This is a genomic window from Halomonas cerina, from assembly GCF_014192215.1.
GTDB lineage: Bacteria > Pseudomonadota > Gammaproteobacteria > Pseudomonadales > Halomonadaceae > Halomonas > Halomonas cerina.
This window is the reverse complement of sequence record NZ_JACHXP010000012.1, coordinates 68,645-91,743: the sequence shown is the minus strand read 5'-3', so window position 1 is coordinate 91,743 and position 23,099 is coordinate 68,645. Positions and strand designations below refer to the sequence as shown.

At 66.6% G+C, this 23,099-nt stretch carries 25 protein-coding genes; 19 read left to right on the top strand and 6 right to left on the bottom strand.

Translation table 11 applies throughout. The features are described from left to right. Positions 1-143 precede the first annotated feature (143 nt). The 8 genes from rpsF (at position 144) to hemH (ending at position 7,205) form a co-directional block, all read left to right on the top strand. Positions 144-518, top strand: coding sequence for a 30S ribosomal protein S6 (rpsF, locus tag FHR94_RS12695; RefSeq protein ID WP_183326100.1), 375 nt, complete (start codon positions 144-146; stop codon positions 516-518). Between the two features lie 33 nt (positions 519-551). Further along, positions 552-779, top strand: a complete 228-nt coding sequence (gene rpsR / locus FHR94_RS12690; RefSeq protein ID WP_183326099.1) for a 30S ribosomal protein S18 — start codon at positions 552-554, stop codon at positions 777-779. Positions 780-791: 12 nt separating this feature from the next. Next, positions 792-1,643, top strand: a complete 852-nt coding sequence (locus FHR94_RS12685; protein WP_183326133.1) for a YybS family protein — start codon at positions 792-794, stop codon at positions 1,641-1,643. 16 nt (positions 1,644-1,659) lie between these two features. Continuing rightward, entirely contained in the window at positions 1,660-2,106 is a 447-nt protein-coding gene (gene rplI, locus FHR94_RS12680) for a 50S ribosomal protein L9 (RefSeq protein ID WP_183326098.1), read from the top strand. Positions 2,107-2,276: 170 nt separating this feature from the next. Next, on the top strand, positions 2,277-5,168 hold the full coding sequence (gene dnaB, locus FHR94_RS12675; protein WP_183326097.1) for a replicative DNA helicase: 2,892 nt from the start codon (positions 2,277-2,279) through the stop codon (positions 5,166-5,168). Between the two features lie 80 nt (positions 5,169-5,248). Continuing rightward, positions 5,249-5,542 (top strand): hypothetical protein, encoded by a 294-nt coding sequence (locus tag FHR94_RS12670; protein ID WP_183326096.1) that lies wholly within the window; start codon positions 5,249-5,251, stop codon positions 5,540-5,542. Positions 5,543-5,681: 139 nt separating this feature from the next. Further along, on the top strand, positions 5,682-5,984 hold the full coding sequence (locus FHR94_RS12665; RefSeq protein ID WP_183326095.1) for a DUF6482 family protein: 303 nt from the start codon (positions 5,682-5,684) through the stop codon (positions 5,982-5,984). A 147-nt stretch (positions 5,985-6,131) separates the two neighbouring features. After that, positions 6,132-7,205: a ferrochelatase gene (hemH, locus tag FHR94_RS12660; RefSeq protein WP_183326094.1), complete on the top strand. Its 1,074-nt coding sequence runs from the start codon at positions 6,132-6,134 to the stop codon at positions 7,203-7,205. A 5-nt stretch (positions 7,206-7,210) separates the two neighbouring features. Here hemH and FHR94_RS12655 read toward each other — a convergent pair whose 3' ends face one another. The 6 genes from FHR94_RS12655 to FHR94_RS12630 are packed head-to-tail and all read right to left on the bottom strand — an operon-like array spanning position 7,211 to position 13,084. Then, positions 7,211-7,636 (bottom strand): Na+/H+ antiporter subunit G, encoded by a 426-nt coding sequence (locus tag FHR94_RS12655; protein WP_183326093.1) that lies wholly within the window; start codon positions 7,634-7,636, stop codon positions 7,211-7,213. Between the two features lie 16 nt (positions 7,637-7,652). Next, positions 7,653-7,922 (bottom strand): K+/H+ antiporter subunit F, encoded by a 270-nt coding sequence (locus FHR94_RS12650; RefSeq protein ID WP_183326092.1) that lies wholly within the window; start codon positions 7,920-7,922, stop codon positions 7,653-7,655. After that, positions 7,916-8,413: a Na+/H+ antiporter subunit E gene (locus tag FHR94_RS12645; RefSeq protein WP_183326091.1), complete on the bottom strand. Its 498-nt coding sequence runs from the start codon at positions 8,411-8,413 to the stop codon at positions 7,916-7,918. The genes FHR94_RS12650 and FHR94_RS12645 overlap by 7 nt, the downstream gene beginning before the upstream one ends. Then, entirely contained in the window at positions 8,410-9,921 is a 1,512-nt protein-coding gene (locus FHR94_RS12640; protein WP_183326090.1) for a monovalent cation/H+ antiporter subunit D, read from the bottom strand. Before FHR94_RS12640 ends, FHR94_RS12645 begins: the two co-directional genes overlap by 4 nt. Next, on the bottom strand, positions 9,918-10,265 hold the full coding sequence (locus FHR94_RS12635) for a Na+/H+ antiporter subunit C (protein ID WP_183326089.1): 348 nt from the start codon (positions 10,263-10,265) through the stop codon (positions 9,918-9,920). Before FHR94_RS12635 ends, FHR94_RS12640 begins: the two co-directional genes overlap by 4 nt. Beyond that, entirely contained in the window at positions 10,265-13,084 is a 2,820-nt protein-coding gene (locus tag FHR94_RS12630; RefSeq protein ID WP_183326088.1) for a monovalent cation/H+ antiporter subunit A, read from the bottom strand. The genes FHR94_RS12635 and FHR94_RS12630 overlap by 1 nt, the downstream gene beginning before the upstream one ends. 261 nt (positions 13,085-13,345) lie before the next feature. Between FHR94_RS12630 and FHR94_RS12625 the strand changes: the two genes are divergently transcribed. From FHR94_RS12625 to rloA3, 11 genes are all read left to right on the top strand, one after another. After that, positions 13,346-15,646 (top strand): putative monovalent cation/H+ antiporter subunit A, encoded by a 2,301-nt coding sequence (locus FHR94_RS12625; RefSeq protein WP_183326087.1) that lies wholly within the window; start codon positions 13,346-13,348, stop codon positions 15,644-15,646. Next, the gene (locus FHR94_RS12620) at positions 15,639-16,070 is read left to right on the top strand and encodes a Na+/H+ antiporter subunit B (RefSeq protein ID WP_183326086.1); all 432 of its coding nucleotides are present in this window, start codon (positions 15,639-15,641) and stop codon (positions 16,068-16,070) included. The genes FHR94_RS12625 and FHR94_RS12620 overlap by 8 nt, the downstream gene beginning before the upstream one ends. 11 nt (positions 16,071-16,081) lie before the next feature. After that, the gene (locus FHR94_RS12615; protein WP_183326085.1) at positions 16,082-16,429 is read left to right on the top strand and encodes a Na+/H+ antiporter subunit C; all 348 of its coding nucleotides are present in this window, start codon (positions 16,082-16,084) and stop codon (positions 16,427-16,429) included. Continuing rightward, a complete protein-coding gene (locus FHR94_RS12610; protein WP_183326084.1) occupies positions 16,429-17,928 on the top strand; it encodes a Na+/H+ antiporter subunit D in 1,500 nt (499 codons plus the stop codon). Before FHR94_RS12615 ends, FHR94_RS12610 begins: the two co-directional genes overlap by 1 nt. Further along, positions 17,925-18,398, top strand: a complete 474-nt coding sequence (locus tag FHR94_RS12605; protein WP_183326083.1) for a Na+/H+ antiporter subunit E — start codon at positions 17,925-17,927, stop codon at positions 18,396-18,398. Before FHR94_RS12610 ends, FHR94_RS12605 begins: the two co-directional genes overlap by 4 nt. 16 nt (positions 18,399-18,414) lie before the next feature. Beyond that, positions 18,415-18,684, top strand: a complete 270-nt coding sequence (locus tag FHR94_RS12600) for an MrpF/PhaF family protein (RefSeq protein WP_246389944.1) — start codon at positions 18,415-18,417, stop codon at positions 18,682-18,684. Continuing rightward, positions 18,677-19,084: a monovalent cation/H(+) antiporter subunit G gene (gene mnhG, locus FHR94_RS12595; protein WP_183326081.1), complete on the top strand. Its 408-nt coding sequence runs from the start codon at positions 18,677-18,679 to the stop codon at positions 19,082-19,084. The genes FHR94_RS12600 and mnhG overlap by 8 nt, the downstream gene beginning before the upstream one ends. 235 nt (positions 19,085-19,319) lie before the next feature. Then, a complete protein-coding gene (locus tag FHR94_RS12590; RefSeq protein ID WP_183326080.1) occupies positions 19,320-20,720 on the top strand; it encodes a DASH family cryptochrome in 1,401 nt (466 codons plus the stop codon). Positions 20,721-20,740: 20 nt separating this feature from the next. Next, positions 20,741-21,187: a DUF3429 domain-containing protein gene (locus FHR94_RS12585; RefSeq protein ID WP_183326079.1), complete on the top strand. Its 447-nt coding sequence runs from the start codon at positions 20,741-20,743 to the stop codon at positions 21,185-21,187. A 43-nt stretch (positions 21,188-21,230) separates the two neighbouring features. After that, complete coding sequence (locus FHR94_RS12580; protein ID WP_183326078.1) at positions 21,231-22,499, top strand: lytic murein transglycosylase; 1,269 nt, start codon at positions 21,231-21,233, stop codon at positions 22,497-22,499. 83 nt (positions 22,500-22,582) lie between these two features. Then, a complete protein-coding gene (gene rloA3 / locus FHR94_RS12575; protein WP_425485380.1) occupies positions 22,583-23,077 on the top strand; it encodes a retropepsin-like aspartic peptidase RloA3 in 495 nt (164 codons plus the stop codon). The last annotated feature ends 22 nt before the right edge of the window (positions 23,078-23,099 follow it).

The window sequence follows — 23,099 nt, the reverse complement described above, 5'->3', positions numbered from 1 at the left end:
GCGCCTCCGGCGCGCAATCTTTAGAATACTGGCGCCCGCTCGTCCTGCGAGCGGGCCTTTCTGTCTTCTGACAATCACCTCCTTGCTTCCCCTGGAGCGCACAGGCGCCTCCACCGGAAGCTGCCAAACCGCAAGGAGACCCCATGCGTCACTACGAGATCGTCTTCATGGTCCACCCGGACCAGAGCGAGCAGGTTCCGGCCATGGTCGAGCGCTATACCAGCCTCGTCACCGAGAATGGCGGCACCCTCCATCGCCTCGAGGATTGGGGCCGACGTCACCTGGCCTACCCGATCAACAAGATCCACAAGGCTCACTACGTGCTGATGAACGTCGAGTGCAGCGGCGAGACCCTCGACGAGATCGAGAACATCTTCCGCTTCAACGATGCCATCATCCGCAGCCTGGTCGTGCGCTGCAAGGAAGCCATCACCGAGGCCTCGCCGATGATGAAGCCGGCGGAAGACAAACGCGCCCGTCGTGACGAGAAGCCGTCACGTACCGCCGAATCCGCCTGAGCCACCCATCGCACGTCTTAAGGAGTCTTCTCCATGGCACGCTTTTTCCGTCGCCGCAAGTTCTGCCGTTTCACCGCTGAAGGCGTGAAGCAGATCGACTACAAGGACCTGGATACGCTCAAGTCCTATATCACCGAGACCGGCAAGATCGTTCCCAGCCGCATCACCGGGACCAAGGCCCGTTACCAGCGCCAGCTGTCCACCGCCATCAAGCGCGCGCGTTACCTGGCCCTGCTGCCCTACACCGACAGCCACCAGTAAGCGTCTAGCGTGATGCTGCCCGTTGCCCGCCTGATGATGCGCGGCACGCCCCAGGCCGCGGTCGGGGCGGCCGTGTCCACGCTGGTGCCCTGGCTGTTCTGGCTGGGGGCGGCCATCGCTGCCCTGGTCACGTTGCGCCGCGGTCTGGCGCCGGCCTTGCCGGTGATCATCGCCGCCGCGCTACCTGCCGGCTGGTGGTGGACCCAGGGCGATGTCATCCCGCTCTCCAGTCTCCTGCTGGTGGTGTTGATGGCCGTGGTGCTCAGGGCCCGGCTGCGCTGGGGCGAGGCGCTGATCATCGGGGCCCTGGCCGGGGCGGTGATGATCCAGCTAGGTATCTTCCTGCCGCCAGGAGGCGCCGGTCCCCTGCTGGAGCAGTTGCGTCAGGGCTCGCCGGAGGTCGCGGCGATGCTCAAGGAGTTCTCCCGCCAGGGGATGGACACCGAGCGCCTTGCCGGGCTGATGGTCAGCGGCGTAACCGGCCTGGTCGTGCTGCTGGCCGGGGTGGCCTGCCTGGCACTGGCGCGCAGCTGGCAGGCCGGGCTCTATAACCCTGGCGGCTTCCGCGAGGAGTTCCATGCCCTGCGACTGGCGCCCCGGGAGCTTGCCCTGCTGGTGCTGCTGGGTGTCGTCGGGGTCCTGTTCGGCCTCCCGGCCCTGGGCATGCTGGCCTGGATTCCCCTGCTGGTGGCCGGCATCGCGCTGGTACATGGTGTAATCGGAGTGAAGGGAATGAACGGGTTGTGGCTGGTCGCCTTCTACGTGTTGCTGATCACCACCTGGCCCATGATTCTCATCGTGCTGCTTGCGGCCCTGATCGACTCGTTCGCGGACTTCCGTGCACGGCTCGGCCGCAGCGACTGACAAGAGGTTTACGAGAATGGATGTCATTCTGCTCGACAAGATTGGCAAGCTGGGCGATCTGGGTGACCAGGTCACCGTCAAGCCCGGCTATGGCCGCAACTACCTGGTCCCCTACGGCCTGGCCGTGCCGGCGACCAAGGACAACATCGCCGCCTTCCAGGCCCAGCGTGCCGAGCTCGAGGCTCAGGCCACCGAGCGCAAGGCCGAGGCCGAGGCCCGTGCCGAACAGCTCAACGACATCGAGCTGTCGCTGGTCGCCAAGGCCGGGGACGAGGGCAAGCTGTTCGGCTCCATCGGTCCGCGTGACCTGGCCGACGCCATCTCCTCCGCCGGCATCGAAGTGGCCAAGAGCGAAGTGCGTATGCCCGAGGGCCCGATCCGGGCGACCGGGGAGTACGATATCGTGCTGCATCTGCATGCCGAGGTCGACGCCGTCGTGCGCGTAGTGGTCGTGGCCGAGTAAAAGCGCCGCCGCCACGCCATGCCGGTGGCGCCACAGGGGGTACGAGGGAAGCCTCGTACCCCTTTTTCATGCCGGGGCGCGCCCGGCCGCGACTCGTGGCCATGGGGTCCTCGGGACCCATCGGATAGAATAGGCCGGCCTCATCCCTCTCCTGAAGGTTTCGCGCTGCCATGAATGACCCCCTCGAGTTCGATCAGGAAACCGCGGCGCTCAAGGTGCCCCCGCACTCGCTGGAAGCCGAGCAGTCGGTGCTCGGTGGCCTGATGCTCGATAATCAGGCCTGGGACCACGTGGCCGACCGCCTGGTGGCGGATGATTTCTATCGCTACGAGCACCGGCTGGTCTTCAATGTCATGATCGCCCTGGCGGAGGCCAGCCGGCCGCTGGACGTGGTGACCCTCTCCGAGGCCCTCGAGGGTCGCGATCAGCTAGACACCGTGGGCGGCCTGGCCTACCTGGCGGAGCTGGCCCGTAACACGCCCTCGGCGAGCAACATCCGCGCCTACGCCGACATCGTTCGCGAGCGGGCCACCCTGCGCAAGCTGATTCGCGCCGCCAGTCAGGTCGCCGAGAGCGCCTTCGCGCCCCAGGGGCGGCCCGCCGACGAGCTGGTCAATGAGGCCGAGCGGCTGGTATTCCAGATCAGCGAGGAGCGCCCCAAGTCCGGCGGCCCTGTCGGCATGAGCGAGCTGCTGGCCAAGGCGGTGGATCGCATCGACGAGCTGTTCAACCTGCAGGGCGAGATGACCGGCCTGTCCACCGGCTTCCGCGACCTGGACGACATGACCTCGGGCCTGCAGCCCTCGGACCTGGTGATCATTGCCGGGCGGCCCTCCATGGGGAAATGCATCATGGCCGGCTCTCGGCTGGTTGATCCCGCCACGGGGGCGCTGGTGACCATCGATGAGCTGGTGGCGTGCCAGCAGGCAGAGCTGCTGACGCTGACCGATGAGTTCCGTCTCACGCCTTCACGGGCGTCGGCCTTCGTCGACGACGGCAAAAAGCCGGTCTACCGGGTGCGCACGGCGCTCGGCCGCGAGATCTGCACGACGCTGACCCATCCGTTCCTGACCGGCGACGGCTGGCGACCCCTGGCGCGCTTGAGCGTCGGCGAGCGGGTGGCCGTACCCCGGACCCTGCCGGTATTCGGCCAGGAGCGCCTTCCTCAGCACCAGGTCAAGGCGCTGGCCTATCTCATCGCCGACGGCGGCACCACCCAGAGCTGTGCGATGTTCACCAACGCGAACCCGCGGCTGCGAGAGGACTTCGCCGAGGCGATTCGGGGTTTTCCGGGCATGGGGTGCCGTCCCGTGGAGAGGGGGGCACGAACCCCCACGCTACGCGTCTGCCGTGAGCGCTGGACGCTGGCCCGCTCACGCCGGGCCTTCGGCCAGGCGCTGCGCGAGGCGCTCACCCGTGTCGGGATGACCGGTCAGGCCCTGGCGGGGGCGCTCAACGTCAGCAAGGCGTCCGTCAGCGCCTGGTGTCACGGCCGTACCATGCCGGCAGAGGCGACCTTCGGCCGGCTCTGCCATGTGCTGGCGATGCCGCCGGCGGCCCTGGGCATTGCCGATTATGCCGAGGTGGCCAAGAACGCCACCACTCCGGTGCGTCGCTTCCTGGAGGCGCATGGCGCCTGGGGCAAACGGGCGCCGGAGAAGCGCATTCCCGCGGGTGTCTTCCGGCTGGAGAAGCCCTTGCTGGCGCTGTTCCTCAATCGCCTGTTCGCCTGCGACGGTAGCGCCTTCGTCCAGGCCAACGGCCAGGCCAGGATCAGCTATGCCTCCTCGAGCCGCGAGCTGATACGCGAGGTCCAGCACCTGCTGCTGCGCTTCGGGATCCTGGCCAAGATACGCAAAAAGGCCAACCATTATGCGGCCCTGTCCCAGGCGCCCTGGGAGCTGGAGATCCGGGATCGCGCGAGCCTCGAGACCTTCGTGGCGGAGATCGGGATCTTCGGCAAGGCGCCGCGCCTGGCAGAGGTCGAGGCTTGTCTGGCCGGAAAGCGTCGCCACAGCAACCGTGATAGCCTGCCCGCCTCGGTCAACCGCTATGTCCTGGCGGTCAAGGGCAGGCGCCCCTGGAGCAGCCTCTGCGAGGCGGCCGGGCGTGAACGGCCGGAAGGGAGCAATCTTCACCTCAACGGACGCAGCGCACGCTGCCTGTCCCGCTCCCGGGCCGCCGAACTGGCGACCCTCCTCGATGATGACTACCTGGCCAGGCTGGCGGACTCTGACCTCTATTGGGACGAGATCGTCGAGATCACGCCGCTGGGCTTGCAGCAGGTCTATGACCTTACCGTGGACGGCACCCACAACTTCGTCGCCGAGGACATCTGTGTTCACAACACGACCTTCGCCATGAACCTGGTGGAGCATGCAGTGATCGCTAGCGACAAGCCGGTGATGGTGTTCTCCATGGAGATGCCCGCCGAGTCGCTGATGCTGCGCATGCTCTCGTCGCTGGGGCGCATCGATCAGACCCGGGTGCGCACCGGGCAGCTGGAGGACGAGGACTGGCCGCGGCTGACCTCGGCGGTGAACCTGCTCAAGGACAAGCAGCTGTTCATCGACGATACCGCGGCGCTATCGCCCAACGAGATGCGCTCGCGCATCCGCCGGGTGGTGCGCGAACACGGCAACCTGGCACTGATCATGATCGACTACCTGCAGCTGATGCAGATCCCCGGTTTCTCCGAGAATCGCACCGGCGAGATCTCGGAGATCTCCCGCTCGCTCAAGGGGCTGGCCAAGGAGTTCGGCTGCCCGGTGGTGGCGCTCTCCCAGCTCAACCGCTCCCTGGAGCAGCGCCCCAACAAGCGCCCGGTGATGTCGGATCTGAGGGAGAGCGGCGCGATCGAGCAGGATGCCGACATCATCGCCTTCGTCTATCGCGACGAGGTCTACAATCCAGATAACCCCGACAATCAGGGGCTGGCCGAAGTGATCATCGGCAAGCAGCGTAACGGGCCCATCGGCACGGTGCACATGGCCTTCATCGGCAAGTACACGCGCTTCGAGGACCTGGCGCCGGATACCTATGGCGAGGCCTTCGGCGAATGAGGCGGTTGAGCCCAGGGACGGGCGCCGTATAATGCACTCCCTCGCGACATCCCGATCAACACGACATGGCAGGAGGCAGCATGGCCGGTGGATTTCGACGCGGCAACCGCCGTCGTACCCCGAAACTGGAAGCCCGCGGCGAACTGGAGTCGGTGGAGCGGGAAGGCCCTTTCAAGGAGTGGCTGGGCATGCCGGATCTCTATCGCTTCCATCTGGTGGTGGACGGTGTGGCCTACAGTTACCAGACGGAGGACGCCGAGTTGCCGGTCAAGGTCGGCGACCGAGTGGTGTTTCGCTACAAGGAGACTAAGGCTGGCAAGTGGGTAGATCGCAACTCCCTGGGTAAGGCGATCGACCCATCCACCTATCAGTGAACCGCCGGCGGCCGTTCGGTAGTGGGAACCCTCCTACCTGACCTGGGTCACAGCAGGGACACGGAACGATCACGGGATCGTCATCGGGTGGCCTCAGGCTGGCCCGAATACCATGTCGAATGCTTGCGGGGAGGGACCCATGGAACTCGATGCACTCAAGGCCTTCGTGGCCCATCATGACAACTACGAGATTCGCGTCATCGGCAGCGCCGGCAGCCGTTTCTATCAGGTGGAACTGGAGGACGTCGAAGGCCAGCGCCACCTGCTCACGCGCCGCGGCAAGCCGGTGCTGTTCCGCTCGCTGGACGATGTCTACCTGGAGCTTCGGCGGGCGGGCATCCACCGCGCCTACCTGGTCCAGCAGGTGCCTCATGATGAGGTCGTCGGTCGCGAGACCCACTATCAGGATCCCTTGACCTCACGCATGCCGCTGGTCTTCTGATTCTGTCATTCGTTTCCGGCGCTCGGTCGGGTGCCGCCTTGATCCAGGCCTGTACAAATCAGGTTGGTAGTACAGCTTTATTCCGCCGCCGGGCCCGACCCTGATAGACTGGGCGATATCGCTCGAGACTCAGGGAGAGCCCCATCCATGACCATCATAACGCCGTTACCGGAGCGCCCCGGCGGCGGACGCCTGACCCATGCCCCGGCCGACCATCCCTCCCTTCCCTCGGCCAGGGTCGGGGTGGTGCTCGCTAACCTGGGCACCCCGGATGCCACCGATTATCGATCGATGCGCCGCTACCTGAGCGAATTCCTTTCCGACAAACGGGTGGTGGATTACCCGCGTTGGAAGTGGCAGCCGCTGCTGCAGCTGATTATCCTGTCGCGACGGCCCTTCAAGTCCGGCGAGGCCTACCGCAGCATCTGGAACACCGAGAAGGATGAGAGCCCGCTGCTGACCATCACCCGGGAGCAGACGCGCAAGCTGGCCGAGGGACTCCACGCGCGGTTCGGCGAGCGGGTGTTGGTCGACTTCTGCATGCGCTATGGCAATCCTTCTACCGACAGCGTGCTGCGTCGGATGCAGGCGCAGGGCTGCGAGAAGATCCTGTTCTTCCCGCTCTATCCCCAGTACGCCTCGCCGACCACCGCGACGGCTAATGACCAGGCCTTTCGCACCCTGATGGAGCTGAAGTGGCAGCCGGCCCTGCGTACCGTACCGGCCTATTTCGAGCATCCAAACTACATCGAGGCCCTGGCCAGTTCGGTGTGTGAAGCCTATGAGGCGGCGACGTCGACGCCCGAGGTGCTGGTGGCCTCCTACCACGGGGTGCCCAAGCGCTTTCTCCTGGAGGGGGATCCTTACCACTGCCAGTGCCAGAAGACCACGCGACTGCTGCGCGAGCACCTGGGCTGGAAGGAGGGCGCCATCCAGACCGCCTTCCAGTCGAAGTTCGGGCCTGAGGAGTGGGTGGGACCGGCCACCGTGGAGCATGTGGCCGAGCTGGCGCGGCAGGGAAAGCGGCATATCGCCGTGGTCTCGCCGGCCTTCGCCGCCGATTGCGTGGAGACCTTGGAGGAGATCCAGCAGGAGATTCGTGACGCTTTTCTGGCCGCCGGCGGCGAGACCTTCACCTATGTACCCTGCCTCAACGCCCGGGATGACCATATCGATGCGTTGCTCACCATCGTCGAGAACGAGCTGGCCGGCTGGCTCTAGCCTCACTAGCGGTGCAGGGGCTTGTTCTCGTGGGTGAGGTGCTCGTGCCCCTGAGCCGGATGGGGGACCGGCTTCTCGCCGATTTCCTCGCTGCGCAGCTCCGGTGGACGCCCCCGGGTCTTGTCGACGTGGGGGAGCTTCTTGTGGAGCCCCGACTTGGCCAGCAGGTGAGCGCTAACCGGCGCGGTGATGAACAGGAAGAGGGTGATCAGCATCTCCTGGACCACCGGCTGGCTGTCGATTACCCCGAAGTAGAGCATCGAGGCGATCAGCGTGCAGCCGATGCCCATAGTGGTGGCCTTGGTGGGGCCGTGCAGGCGCATGTAGAAGTCGCGCAGATGGGTCATGCCCAGCGAGCCGATGAAGGCGAAGGCTCCGCCGGCGATCAAAAAGAGGGAGATCACGCCCTCAAGGATCACAAAGGTCGTCATGATGGCTCCGATTCGCCTATTCGATGATGTCGCCGCGTAACAGGTACTTGCAGACGGCCACGGTGCTGATGAAACCGAGCAGGGCGATTAGCAGGGCCGCCTCGAAGTAGGTCTTGGTATTCAGCCAGAGCCCCATCAGCACGATCAGGGCGATGGAGTTCACGTACATGGTATCCAGGGCCAGGATACGGTCAGGCATGGTCGGACCCACCGTCAGGCGAAAGGTGTTCAGGACGATGGCCATCAGGATCAGGGCCAGGCTGATCTTCAGCGCGATATCTAGCATTCGTAGATCTCCTTGAGCGGCCGCTCGTAGCGATCCTGGATCTCGGCGATCAGCGCGTCCTCATCCTCCACATTGAGGGCATGTATCAGCAGCGTCTTGCCATCCAGGCGCAGATTGGCCGACACCGTGCCCGGGGTCAGGCTGATGGTGTTGGCCAGCAGGGTGATGGTGAAGCGCTCCTCCAGCATCAGGGGATATTCGACGAAGTGAGGGCTCGAGCGCTGCCAGGGGTTGATGATCAGCCAGGCGACCTGGAAGTTGGCGACGATGATGTCGCCCAGCACACGCAGGATGAAGCGCAGCAGCAGGCCGGGCTTCTTGACCCGGGGTTGCACGTCCCAGAAGCGGTAGGTGAACAGCGGTATGATCACCGCCAAGACGCTGCCCAGCAGCAGGTGCCCGACGGCCAGGCTGCGCACCATCAGCAGCCAGACCACCAGCAGTAACAGCGAGAGCAGGGGGATGGGAAGCCAGGAACGGGGCGTGATCATGGGGCGTCTCCAGCATCGGGCAGCAGGGAACCGACAAGGGCGTCGGGATTGGCCAGCTGGCTGGCGGTGGCCTGGGTGTAGTCGCTGACTGGGCCCGCCAGGGCCACCAGCAGCGGCGAGGCGGCCAGCAGCAGACCCACGCCCGCCCACTGGTGGCGGGACAGGCGCTCACCACTGCGCTCACCGGCCTGGCTGCGCCAGAAGAGGGTGGAGCCGGCCCGGGACAGGGCGATCATCGCCCCCAGGCCGCTGGCCAGTAGCAGCGGCCAGAGCCAGGGTTGCTGGGCCGGCGTGGCTGCCTTGAGCAGCAGGGCCTTGCCGATGGCGCCGGACAACGGCGGCAGGCCGGCCACCGCCACGGCGCCGACCAGAAAGCATAGGGCCAGGGCACCGCCCTGGGTCAGCGGCTTGCCCTTGACAATCCGGGTGCCGGCCTTGCCGCGCTGCAGACCAATCATCTCGGCGAGCAGGAAGAGGCCGCCGGTGACCAGGGTGGTGTGCAGCAGGTAATAGAGCAGGGAGGCGGTGGCCTCGACGGTGCCCATACCAACCCCGGCGAGCAGGGTGCCCACCGAGACCAGCACCAGGTAGGCGACCAGCAGGCGCAGGTCCCGAGCCGCCAGCACACCCAGGGTCGCCACCGCCAGGGTCGCCAGCGATAGCCACCAGACCCAGGGCTGCTCCAGATCAGCCAGTCCCCCGGCGTGCTCGCCGAAGATCAGCGAGTAGACCCGCAGGATGGCGTAGATGCCAACCTTGGTCATGATCGCGAACAGTGCCGCCACCGGTGCCGGCGCCGCGGCATAGGCGCGGGGAAGCCAGAAGTACAGCGGCAGGATCGCGGACTTCAGGCCGAAGACCACCAGCAGCATCAGGGCGCCGGCGGTGACCAGGCCGGCGCGCTCGGGGGGCAACTCGCCGAGGCGCACCGCCATGTCGGCCATGTTGAGGGTGCCGGTGGCGCCGTACAGGGTGCCCACGGCGATCAGGAACAGCGCCGAGCCGGCCAGATTGAGCACCACATAGTGCACGGCGGCCTGGATACGCGACTTGCCGCCGCCGTGCAGCAGCAGGGCATAGGAGGCCAGCAGCAGCACCTCGAAAAACACGAAGAGGTTGAACAGGTCGCCGGTGAGGAAGGCACCATTGATGCCCATCAGCTGCAGCTGGAAGAGGCCATGGAAGTTGCTGCCCTTCTCGTCGTCCCCGCCGCAGGCGAAAATCACGCAGCCCAGGGCAAGCACGGCGGTGAGCAGCACCATCAGCGCCGAGAGGCGGTCCAGCACCAGCACAATACCGAAAGGCGGTTGCCAGCCGCCCAGGGCATAGTAGGCGATCTCGCCGTCGGCGGCGCGCATCAGCAGGGCGATGGCGACGAGCACAAGCAGCCCCGTCGAGGCCACGCCGAGCACGCGCTTCTGACGGGTCTTGCCATGCAGGCTACGCAGCAGAAACAGGCCCGTCAGCAGCGGCAGGACCACGGGGAGAACGATCAGATGCTGCATCACCGGTGGTTCTCCTCTCGTTCCTCGTGCTTGCGACCATCGACATGGTCGTTGCCCATGTCGCCGCGGGCCCGCATCGACAGGATGACGGCGAAGGCCGTCATGGCGAAGCCGATGACGATGGCGGTCAGCACCAGGGCCTGAGGGAGGGGGTCGGCATAGTCGCGAGCGCCGTCGATGATGGCCGCGCCATTGGTGGTCAGCCCGCCCATGGAGAACAGGAAGAGGTTGACCGCATAGGACAGCAGGGTCAGGCCAACGACCACGGGGAAGGTGCGTCCCCTCAGCGTCAGGTAGAGCCCACAGGCGCTGAGCACGCCGGTGGTGATGGCATAGAGGCTTTCCATCAGCGTTTCTCCTTGGCGGTGGTCGTGGGAGCGGCCTCGCCCTTGGCCGGCCGGTGCGGCGTGGTCACCTTGCCGAGATTGGCCAGGATCATCAGGGTGGCGCCGACCACCGCCAGGTAGACCCCTAGGTCGAAGATCATCGCCGTGGCCAGCTCGATGTCCCCGATCAGCGGCAGGTGGAAGTGGCCGTAGGCCGAGGTCAGATAGGGGTGGCCGAACAGCCAGCTGCCCACCCCGGTCACCGAGGCCACGCCGACCCCGGCGATGGCCACCGGCTGGTAGGGGAAGTTGAGGCGTTTCTGGGCCCATTCCACCCCCCGAGCCATGTACAGCAGGATGATGGCCACCGCGGTGATCAGTCCGGCGATGAAGCCGCCGCCGGGCTGGTTGTGGCCGCGCAGGAAGATGAACACCGAGACCAGCAGGGCCAGTGGCAGCACCGACTGGGAGATGGTGGTCAGGATCATCGGATAACGGTCCGGCGACCACAGGCGGCCTTCGCCGTCACTGTGCGGCATGAACAGCCGCAGCCGGTTGAGTAGCTTGAAGATCGCCAGGCCCGCCAGGGCCAGCACCGTGATCTCGCCCAGGGTATCGAAGCCGCGGAAGTCGACCAGGATGACATTGACCACGTTGTGGCCCCCACCGCCCGGCACACTGTTATCGAGGAAAAAGCCCGAGATGCTGGCATTGTCGCGGGTCAGCACCGCGTAGTTGAGACTAGTGATGGCCATGCCCAGGGCGCCAGCCAGCAGGGCATCGCGCACGCTGCGCGGCAGCGAGGATTCCCGTGGTGTCTTCTGGGGCAGGAAGAACAGCGCCAGCATCAGCAGGATCATGGTGACCACCTCGACCGACAATTGGGTCAGGGCCAGGTCGGGGGCCGAGAAGCGGGCGAAGGTCAGCGAGACCAGCAGGCCGACCATGGACAGCAGCAGCAGCGAGATCAGGCGGTGACGGTGGGCGATGGCCGTGGCCAGGCCGCCGAAGATCAGCAGTAGGGACCCGGTCAGTAACACACCGTCCACCGGGCGCTGGGGCTGGTCGCCGGCGAGGCTCGGCAGCATGACCAGACCCAGGGTGGTCAGCGCCAGGGCAGTGACCAGCAGTAGGCCCATGTAGCGCTGCAACGAGGCATTGTCGAGCCGGGCGAGCAGGAGCTCCGAACGCCGCGCCAGGCGCTGCATGCTGGCCTCGAAGACCCGCCGCGCGTCCACTGGCCGAAAGCCTCTGAGAAAAGATCGCAAGAAGCGATGCAGATGGTAGAGGCCGATGCCGGCAACGAGCGCGATGGCACTCATCAGCAGCGGCAGATTGACGCCATGCCAGAGGGTCAGATGAAACTCCAGCGGCTCGAGCAGCACGGCTTGGGTGGCCAGGTCGAGCAGGCCGCCGGCCATCGCGGACGGGAAGAGCCCCACCAGCACACAGAGAACGGCGAAGATCTCCACCGGCAGGCGCATCAGGCGAGGTGGCTCATGGGGGGACTTGGGGGTCGACTGGCGGGGCGGCTTGAAGAAGACCGCGTGCACCAGGCGCAGCGAATAGGCCACCGAGAGCACGCCGCCCAAGGTCGCCATCACCGGCATCAGCCAGCTCAGGCCGCCCAGCACCGGCGTTTCCAGGCTCTCGGCGAAGAACAGCTCCTTGGACAGGAAGCCGTTGAGCAGCGGCACCCCGGCCATGGCTGCGCCAGCGATCGAGGTGAGCAGGGCGGTGACCGGCATGGCCCTCGCCAGGCCACCGAGGCGTGCCAGTTCCCGGGTGCCGGTCTCATGATCGATGATCCCGGCGCTCATGAATAACGCCGCCTTGAAGGTGGCGTGGTTGAGGATGTGGAAGAGCGCCGCCAGCACCGCCATGGGGCTGCCGATGCCCAGCAGCACCGTCACCAGGCCCAAGTGGCTGACCGTGGAGAAGGCCAGGATGCCCTTGAGCTCGGTCTTCATCAGGGCGAACCAGGCGCCGTAGAGCAGGGTGGTCATGCCGACCAGAGAGACCACCACCGTCCACAGCTCGTTGCCGGCGAGCGCCGGGTGCAGCCGAGCCATCAGGAAGATGCCGGCCTTGACCATGGTCGCCGAGTGGAGATAGGCCGAGACCGGCGTGGGCGCGGCCATGGCGTGGGGCAGCCAGAACTGGAAGGGAAACTGCGCCGACTTGGCGAAGGCGCCGATCAGCACCAGGGCCAGCATCAGCGGGAAGCGGGGATCGGCCTGGATGGTCTCGGCGCTGGCCAGTACCCGGTCCATGTCGAAGCTGCCGACCATGTCACCGAGTAGCAGGAAGCCGGCCAGCAGGGCCAGGCCTCCGGCGCCGGTCACCACCAGCGCCATGCGGGCCCCCTTGCGGGCGTCACTGCGATGGGACCAGAAGCCGATCAGCAGGAAGGATGACAGGCTGGTGAGTTCCCAGAACATCCACAGCAGCAGCAGGTTGTCGGCCATCACGATGCCGACCATGGAGGCCATGAACAGGATCAGGTAGGCATAGAAGCGCCCGTAGGGCTCCTCAGGCGCGAGGTAGTAATGCGCATACAGCAGGATCAGCAGGCCGATGCCCAGAATCAGCAGATTGAACAGCAGCGATAGCCCGTCCAGCCGGAAGGCCAGCTCGAGGCCCAATGCCGGAAGCCACTCGGCGGTGAAGCGCAGCGCTTCCCCGGCATTGAGGGCCGGCACCTGGAACAGGGTCAGCACGAGGGCCAGGGCTGGCAGGGCCGCCGTGGCCAGGGAACAGACACGACGCCCCCGGTTCGCCACCAGCGGCGGCACCAGTACACCAAGAAGGGGCAACAAGGCGATCCACAGCAATGTCATCGATCGGTCATCCTGCGCGTTTGCGTTGGGTCATGGGTCCCATCCTGCCGGGGGACGGCCCTGAGCAAGCGGCAAGGCGTCGCACTCCGTCCCTGGGCGAACAGGCCCATCAATGGCATTCGCCCCACACTCTACCGCAAAGAAAAGCGTCTCGCGCCCTCCTTGCCTTTCAACTCATCGACTTCTCGCCTCGACTAGAGTGAAGCGAGAGGACCGGGTAACGTGTCGACGACGAGGGCCCCATCAGGCGCGAGGAGCTGCATGCAACTGGCTTTGCTGACAGGTTTCGTGATGGCCGCACTGGTGCCGCTGCTCCACCGCTGGATCGGGGCGCGCACAGCGCTGCTGCTGGCGGCGCTGCCGGCGGCCATCTTTATCTGGCTGATGACGCAGTGGTCTGCCCTCGCCGCCGGCGAGGTCCTGGTGCTGGAGCAGGCCTGGGTCCCCGCTCTGGACGTCAATCTGACCTTCCGCGTCGATGGTCTGGCCTGGCTGTTCGCGATGCTGATCAGTGGCATCGGCGTGCTGGTGTTGGTCTATACCGCCGGCTACCTGCGAGGCCATGTCGACCTGCCGCGGTTTTTGGTGGTGTTCATCGCCTTCATGATGTCGATGCTCGGCCTGGTGCTGGCCGACAACCTGGTGACCCTCTTCGTCTTCTGGGAGCTCACCAGCATTACCTCTTACCTGCTGATCGGCTTTCGTCACACCGACCCGCTCGCACGTCAGTCCGCCCTGCAGAGCCTGATGGTCACCGCCGGGGGCGGGCTGGCGCTGCTCGCCGGCTTCGTGCTACTGGCCCAGGCCGGCGACAGCTGGTCGTTGGCCGAACTCGCGACCCGGGGCGAGGCCATCCGCGACCATGCCCTCTACCTGCCCTTGTTGGTCGGGGTGCTGATCGGCGCCTTCACCAAGTCGGCCCAGTTTCCCTTCCATTTCTGGCTACCCAACGCCATGGTCGCCCCGACGCCGGTCTCGGCCTATCTCCACTCGGCGACCATGGTCAAGGCCGGCATCTACCTGATGGCCCGCCTGCATCCGGCGCTGGGGGGCTCCGCAACCTGGACGCTGGTCCTCGGCCTAGTGGGCGGCATGACCATGCTCGTCGGCGCCGTGATGGCACTGCGCCAGACCAATCTCAAGCTGATGCTAGCGTATTCCACGGTCATGGCGCTCGGGACCATGACCCTGCTGCTGGGGGTCGGGACCCGGGCGGCAGTCGCCGCCTGCCTGGTCTTTTTGCTCGCCCATGCCCTCTACAAGGGGGCGCTGTTCCTGGTCGCCGGCATCCTCGACGTGATGACCGGTACCCTGGATATCACCACCATGGGCGGCCTGCGTCGCGTCCTGCCGTGGACCGCCCCGACCGCAGCGGTAGCGGCGCTCTCTCTGGCGGGACTGCCGCCGATGCTCGGCTTCGTCGCCAAGGAGGCGCTGTTCGACGCCCTGCTGGAGATCGGCCCCTGGGGCTGGGTAGCCCTGGTGGCGGCGACCACGGCAGCCGGTCTGACCCTGGCGGTGGCGGCCATCGTCGCCATCCGGCCGTTCTTCGGGCCGCTGCGGGACACACCGCGGCGGCCCCGGGGCACGCCACCGGCGCTGCTGGTCGGCCCGGCGCTGCTGGCCGCCCTATCGCTGTTGACCGGGGTGGCCCCGGGACTCTTCGATGAGCTGGTGACCATCACCCTGGCGGGCCTGGGCATGCCGGGGGAGAGGGTTCACTTGGTGCCGTGGCATGGTTTCGGAGGCCCCCTGGCCCTGTCCTTTGCCGGATTGGTCCTTGGCCTTCTGGTCTTCCGCGCCTGGGATCGCCTGCGCGACGGGCTCGTCGTCGGTCTCGAGCCGCTGGTGGCCCGGGGTCCGGAGGTCTGGCACTCGGCGATGGGCTGGCGGACGCTCCAGTTGGCCGCCTGGCAGACCCGGGTGCTGCAGAACGGCCATATCCGCACCTACCTGGTCACCACCCTGCTGGCCTGGCTGGCGCTGGTGGGGCATGCGCTGGTCGTGCGTCACGGGGCCCTGTCTTGGCCGGTCTCCGCCTGGCAGGCGCACGAGGTGATGGTCGCCGGCCTGATGGCCGCCGGGGCGATGACGGCCTGTGTGATGCGCTCGCGGCTCGCCGCGGTGGCGGCCTTGGGCAGCATGGGCTTTTCCATTGCCCTGACCTTCGTGCTGTTCAGCGCGCCTGACCTGGCGATCACCCAGCTGCTGGTCGAGACCCTGACCGTGGTGCTGCTGGCCTTGGTGCTGTTCCGTCTGCCGCACTTCACCGTCCTGTCGTCGCCGTTGGAGCGCCTGCGGGATCTCGGTGTGGCGGTGCTCGTCGGCGGCCTGATCACGACCCTGATGCTGGCGGTCCTGGGCAGTGAACGCCTCCCCCGTATCTCCGACTACATGGTGGCCAATGGCCAGCCCCTGGGGCATGGTCACAATCTGGTCAACGTCATCCTGGTGGACTTCCGGGCCCTGGACACCCTGGGGGAGGTCATCGTGCTGGCCTTGGCCGCGAGCGGCGTCTACGCCATGCTGTGCTTCCGGGCCGAGGAGGCGGGGCATGGTTAAGTCCAGCACCCTTATCCTCGGCGTGGCGGCCCAGCTGCTGTTACCGCTGCAGCTGCTGTTCTCGGTATTCCTGTTGCTGCGCGGCCATGACGCCCCGGGCGGCGGTTTCATCGCCGGCCTGGTCGCTGCGGGCGGCTTCGCCCTCTACCTCTTCGCCCATGGGCGGCGGGCCATGGCGGCCATACTCAAGGTCGCGCCGCGGGACCTGATCGGCGCGGGACTGCTGCTCGGGCTCCTCTCGGTCGTGCCGGCCTGGTGGCAGGACGAGGCCTTCTTCACCGCCCAATGGTGGACCCTGCCGTTCGGCATTCCCCTTTCGACCCCGCTACTCTTCGATCTGGGGGTCTATCTGGTGGTCCTTGGCGCCCTGCTGACCGCCATCACCGCCCTGGTGGAGATCGACCAAGTGGACAATCCGCACTGACAGGAGGTCCCATGGAAGCCGTGCTGGCCGTGATCATTGGCATTCTCTTCGCCGCCGCCATCTACATGCTGCTGCGACGCTCCATCGTCAAGCTGGTGATCGGCCTGATGCTGCTCTCCAACGCGGCCAACCTGCTGGTCTTCGTCACCGCCGGGCTCGAGCGCGCCGCGCCGCCCCTGGTGCCCCGGGGGCTCTCTGCTCCGGCAACCCCGGTGGCCGACCCCTTGCCCCAGGCACTGGTGCTCACCGCCATCGTGATCTCCTTCGGCGTGCTCTCCTTCGCCGTGGTCCTCGTGCGCCGGGCCTGGGAACTGGTACGCACCGATGATCTGGACCACATGCAGGACACCGACCGCTGATGTCGCCTCTCGCCCTGCCCCTCCTGATCCCGCTGTTCGCCGGGGCGCTATCGCTGGCGGCCTGGCGCTGGCGCACCCTGCAGCGTCTCATCGCCGTGGCCGGCACGGCGGGCCTGCTGGTCGCGGCACTCTGGCTGCTGGCCGAGGTCTGGCAGGACGGCATCCGCGTCCTCCAGGTCGGGAGCTGGCCGGCGCCCTTCGGCATCAGCCTGGTGGCCGACCTGCTCGGCGCCATCATGGTGGTGGTCACCGGGATCATCGGCCTGGCGGTAGCGCTCTACTCCCTGGCCACCACCGGGCCGGGGCATGTGGCCTTCGGCTATTTTTCCCTGATGCACCTGTTGCTGGGCGGTGTCACCGGGGCCTTTCTCACCGGTGACATCTTCAACCTCTATGTGTGGTTCGAGGTGATGCTGGTGGCCTCCTTCGCGCTGCTCACGCTCGGCAGCGAGAAGGCCCAGATGGAGGGGGCGATCAAATACGTCACCCTCAACCTGCTGTCGTCGGTGATCTTCCTGGTCGCCGTGGGCCTGTTGTACGGCCTGGTCGGCAGCCTAAACATGGCTCATGCCGCCCAGCGTCTGGCGGTGCTGGACACCGGGCTGGTCGATGTCCTAGCGCTGATGTTCATGGTCGCCTTCGGCATCAAGGCCGCGGCCTTCCCCTTGTTCTTCTGGTTGCCGGCGTCCTATCACACACCACCGGTGGCGGTATCGGCGCTGTTCGCCGGCCTGCTCACCAAGGTGGGGGTCTATGCGCTGTTCCGCATCTTCACGCTGCTCTTCCCGCACAGCCCCGGCTACACCCACGAGATCCTGTTATGGGGCGCGGGACTGACCATGCTCACCGGGGTGTTCGGCGCCATGGTCCAGTTCGAGTTCCGCCGCATCCTGTCCTTCCATATCGTCAGCCAGATCGGCTACATGCTGCTGGGGCTGGCGCTGTTCACGCCCCTGGCGGTGCTGGGCGGGATCTTCTATGTGGTCCACCACATCATCGTGAAGGCGAACCTCTTCCTGATCAGCGGTATCGTCCATCGCCTGCGCGGCAGCTACCGACTGGAGCATCTCGGTGGCCTCTATCGCGACTGTCCCTGGTTGGCGATGCTCTTCCTGGTTCCCGCGCTGTCGCTGGCCGGCATGCCGCCGCTGTCTGGCTTCTTCGCCAAGTTTATCGTGATCCGTGCCGGCCTGGAGGCGGGAGCCTTCGGGGTGACTGCCATCGCGCTGCTGGTGGGGCTGATGACCCTCTACTCGATGATCAAGATCTGGGCCGAGGTGTTCTGGAAGGCGCCGCCGGAGGAGGCGCCAGCGATGTCGGCTCCCCGCCGCCAGGAACTGTGGCTGATGGCGCTGCCGGCGGTGGGGCTGGCCCTGTGTACCCTGTTCATCGGACTCCAGGCCGGGCCGCTGTATGTCCTCGCCGAGGCCTCGGCGGTGGAACTGCTGGCACCCGAGCGCTACATCGAGGCGGTACTCGGCATGGAGGCCAGGCCATGATCGGAGCCGTCTGGAACCTGCTGCTGGGGATCACCTGGATGCTTCTCAGCGGCGACTTCAGTGGTCGCAATCTGCTCGTCGGCCTGGGCTTCGCCTACTTGGCGCTGGCGATCATCCAGCCCCAGGTGCCGGCCCTGGCCGGCTATGCGCAACGCCTGCCAAGGATCCTCGGCTTCCTGGGGTTCTTCTTGCGCCAGCTGGTACTGGCCAATCTCAAGGTGGCCTACGACATCGTCACGCTACCTTGGTATATGCGGCCTGGGGTGATCGCCATGCCGCTCACCGCGCGCAGCGACTTCGAGATCGCCCTGGTCGCCAACCTGATCTCCCTGACGCCCGGTACTCTCAGTCTGGACGTGTCCGACGATCGCCGGGTGCTCTATATCCATGCCATGTTCCTCGACGACGAGCCGGCGCTGCGGCGCGGCCTCGCCGAGCTCGAGCGCCGGGCCCTGGCGTTATTCCACTAGCCCGAGGAGGTGTGCCTTGTCCACCCTGCTGTCGATCTGTTTGTTCGCCCTGACCGTCGGCCTGTGTCTGGTTCTCGTCCGTCTCTTTCGCGGCCCGAGCCTGCCGGATCGGGTAGTCGCCCTGGAGCTGTTCTCGACCATGGTGGCCGGGATCATCGGGATCCTCGCCATCGCCTATGAAGAGGCGTTGTTGCTCGATGTGGCCATCGTCATGGCGTTGATGGGGTTCATGGCGACCATCGGCTTCGCGCGTTTCCTGGAGCAGGGTGGGCGGCGCAATGACTGAACTCCTCGAAGACGGCCTGCTGCTGGCTGGGACCGCTTTCATGCTGGTGGCGGCGCTGGGGGTATTGCGCCTGCCCGACCTGCTGACGCGCATGCATGCCACCACCAAGGCGGCAACGCTCGGGGTATCGTTGATCATGCTGGGGGTGGCGTTGCACTTCGGCCAGGGGGGCGTGGTGGCGCGGGCCCTGGGGGTGGTGTTCTTCGTCATGCTCACCGCTCCGGTGGCGGCTCACGTGATCGGCCGCGCCGGCTACTTCGTCGGCTCCCGACTGTGGAGCGGCACGGTGAAAGACGAGCTCAAGCCCAACTACGATCCTTACACGCATCGCCTGAAGAGCCACCTCGAAACCGAGGCCAATGCCACCCGGTTGACGCCTGAGTCCGATGACGCCTCGTGAACCTCGTGTGATCGTGGCACGCCTTATGAAGGCCGCCTGCGGGCGGCCTTCTGCATCATGTCCCCAGAGAGGCGACTATCATGTACAATATCTATACATGGGTTTATGTTTGTCCATGTTTCACGTCATGAGGGGGCATCATGCGTCACGATCTGACTCTGCCCGCCCCAGGCGCTGGCCGCCGGGGTAGGCACTCTATCCGGCATCATCCGGCGTGGCCTGACAGGAGGCCGGCATGAGTACCGCGATCGTCTGGTTTCGTCATGACCTGCGCCTGGCCGATAACCCGCTGTTGGACTTTCCTGCGTCGCCCGAGCAACTGCTCTGTGTCTTTGTCCTCGACACGCGCTGGCTGGAGCCGGCCCTGCCCGGGCTGGCAGCACGGCGGATCGGCCCGGCACGCCTGCAGTTCCTGTGGCAGAGCTTGATCGAACTGCGCGGCGAACTGCTCAAGCGCGGCAGTGACCTGCTGGTGCGCATCGATGATCCGGTGACGGTGGTCACCGACCTTGCCGAACGGCACCGAGCTAGTCGAATACGCGTTCGCCACGACGCCGGGTGCGACGAGAACGAGGCAGTGGCGACCCTCGCCGCACGGCTCGAGGGACGTTGCGAGGTAGTGCGGACCGAGGGCGGCATGCTGTTCGACGAGGCGAGCCTGCCCAACGGGCTAGCCGATTTGCCGCCGAGCTTCTCTGCCTTCCGGCGTCGGTTGGCGCCGGCCTGCCGAATTCCCTCCGCGACGCCGGCACCGGTCACGTTGCCGCCCTGGCCGCCTGGCGCGCCGCGCGGCCTGCCTCCGCTCAAGCGGGTGTGCACAACGGCAGCCGCCTGGCAGCCTGATCCGAGAGGAGCGTTTCTCTTCGCGGGAGGTGAGGCGGCGGGGAGCGCGCGCCTCGATCACTATCTGTGGAAAAGCCGGGCCGTGGGCCGCTACCGGCAGACACGCAACGGCCTGATGGGTCCCGACTTCTCGACCCGGCTCTCACCCTGGCTGGCCCACGGCTGCCTGTCGGCACGCCAGGTTCACGACGCGATACTCACCTGGGAAGCGGAATACGGGGCAAACGAGTCCACTGGCGGGGTGATCGTCGAGCTGCTGTGGCGGGAGTATTTCCACTGGGTCGCCTGCCAGGCGGGGGGCACTCTCCATGGCCGTCGTGACCTGCCGGCAGGCGGCGACCGCTTTCGGGCCTGGTGCCGGGGCGACACTGGCGTGCCCTTCGTCGATGCCGGCATGTGTGAACTGGTCACGACCGGTTGGCTTTCCAACCGGGCAAGACAGAACGTGGCGAGCTTCCTGGCCCATGACCTGGGCATCGACTGGCGGCTCGGGGCAGCCTGGTTCGAGCACTGCCTGGTCGACTACGACGTGGCCAGCAACTGGGGCAACTGGGGCTATCTGGCCGGGGCGGGGCGCGATTGTCGCCCGCACCGGTTCTCCGTGCTCGAGCAGGCCGAATACTATGATGGCCGGGGTGAATACGTGGCCTGCTGGCAGCCAGCGCTCGGCGCACTGCCACCGAACGTGGCGCGCCATCAGCCCTGGCGGGTGGCACCCGAGCGCTTCCCGATGCCGCTGGTCCAGCCCGTCGCCTGGCTGCCGCGGAATGCCCCCACGGAACCCAAGGAGTAACACCGATGCAGGAGACCCGCATGCCGTCCCTTCGTCTTCCCTGGTGGCTCGGCCTGGCCGGGCTGCTGCCCTTTGTGATGGCGCTGGCGGGAAGCTGGCTGGCGCCGGGCTTCGGGCAGGTACTGGCGATCAGGGCTTTCCTCTATTACAGCGCGGTGATCCTCTCCTTCCTGGGCGGCATCCACTGGGGAATAGCGATGATGGTCGAGGCTCCCGGTTCGGCGACGTTCCGCCGCCGCCTGATGGTCAGCATGGTCCCCAGCCTCATCGCCTGGCCGGCGCTACTGATCGATGCCATGTTGGGGGCCTGGGCGCTGATGGCCGGTTTCGCGGGCGTGCGTCTCTACGAGAGCCTTGACGGTGGCCGTGCGCTGCCTGGCTGGTATGGCCGACTACGCACCTGGCTCACCCTGGCGGTGGTGGTCTGCCATTTGCTGATGATCTGGCGCCTCGTGCAGCTGGTCTGAGCCGGCATTTTGGGCGATCATCGGTGTTTTTCAAGGAGACAGGATGCGCCGGATCGTTTCTCTTATCGTGCTCACCGCGGCGCTGGCCGGTTGCCAGCAGGGCCCCGTTCGCGAGGCCGGTGCCGCCGGTCAGGCCGTGACGTCCGACACGGCGGCCGCGACCGACGTCGACACCCCGGAAACCAAGGAGGAGGCGCGGGACTTCGCGACCTGGCTGGCGCGCTTTCGCCGCCAGGCCCGTGCCGAGGGCATTGCCGAGGCGACCCTGGACAAGGCCCTGGACGGGATACGCTATCGATCACGGGTGATCGAGCTCGATCGCAGCCAGCCGGAGTTCGTCCGGCCCATTTGGCAGTACCTGGACAGTGCGGTCTCGCCGGCCCGGGTCGCCACCGGGCGAGTGCGCCTCGCCGAGCATCGGGATACTGCTCGGCCCATCGCCACCCGCTACGGGGTGCCGGCCGAGGTGCTGGTGGCGATCTGGGGCATCGAGAGCAACTACGGCGGCAATTTCGGCGACTTCCCGACCCTGGAGGCATTGGCCACCCTGGCCTTCGAGGGACGCCGCCGCGACTTCGCCCGGGGCGAACTGCTGGCGGCCCTGCGCATCATCGAGGCCGGCGATATCTCGCCCGGCCGCATGGTCGGCTCCTGGGCCGGTGCCATGGGCCATACCCAGTTCCTGCCGTCCAGCTACCTGGCCTATGCGGTGGACGCCGATGAGGACGGCCGACGCGACATCTGGGGCAGCATTCCCGACGTGCTGGCCTCCACGGCCCACTATCTCGACGAGGCCGGCTGGCGCGAGGGGCAGCCCTGGGGCTTGGAGGTCCGGCTGCCCGAGGACTTCGACTATGCCCTCGCCGAGCTCGCCGAGCGGCGTCCCGCCCATGAGTGGGCGGCTCAGGGCGTGCGCACGCTAGGCGGTGAGCCGCTGCCCGAGTTCGAGGCGGCCTCGGTGATCGTGCCGGCCGGTGCCCGGGGGCCGGCCTTCCTGGTGGGGCCCAACTTCCGTGCCATCCTGCGCTATAACAACGCCACCAGCTATGCCCTAGCGGTGGGCACGCTGGCCGATCGGATCACCGGACGGGGTGCTGTCCAGGCCGCCTGGCCGCGTGACGAGCAGCCGCTGCGCCGCGACCAGGTGCGCGAGCTGCAGCAGCGGCTCAACGCCCGTGGCTACGACGTGGGCGCCCCCGACGGCATCCTGGGGCCCAATACCCGCCGCGGACTGCGGGCCTTCCAGCATTCGATAGGACAGACACCGGACGGCTTTGCCACCCTGACCTTGCTCGAGCGCCTTAAGCGCTGAGCCACCGAAGGAGACGACACATGCTACCTTTTCCTTCCTGCCGGCGACTGGCGGCCCTGGGCATTATCCTGGGGGCCCTCGCCATGTCTTCCCTTGCTGCAGCCGACGCCGACAAGGTCTTCGGCTGGGTCGAGAAGGCGACCCTCGAGCCCTGGGATGTCGAGGTGAAGGCCAAGCTCGACAGCGGGGCCCTGACCTCGTCCCTGGACGCCCGCGACATCGAGCTCTTCGCCAAGGAGGGCGAGGAGTGGGTGCGCTTTCGCCTCAAGCTCGAGGACGAGGCGAGCGGCGAGGTGTTCAGCGAACGTTTGGAGCTGCCCCTCTATCGCGACCTGAGGGTGCGCGGGGCCGGGGGACGCGACGAGCGGCCGGTGGTGCTGATGAAGGTCTGTCTGGGCGATACCGTCTACGAGGAGCAGTTTAGTCTGCGCGACCGCGAGGAGATGAACTATCCGCTGCTGCTGGGCCGTCGCACCCTCGGCCACCTGGGACTGCTGAACGTGCGTGAGACCTTCCTCACCGAGCCCGACTGTGACGAGGAGTCCCCTGTCGTGGCCCATGACCCCAACGAGGAATGAAAGACATCGGCAGGCTCGGCAG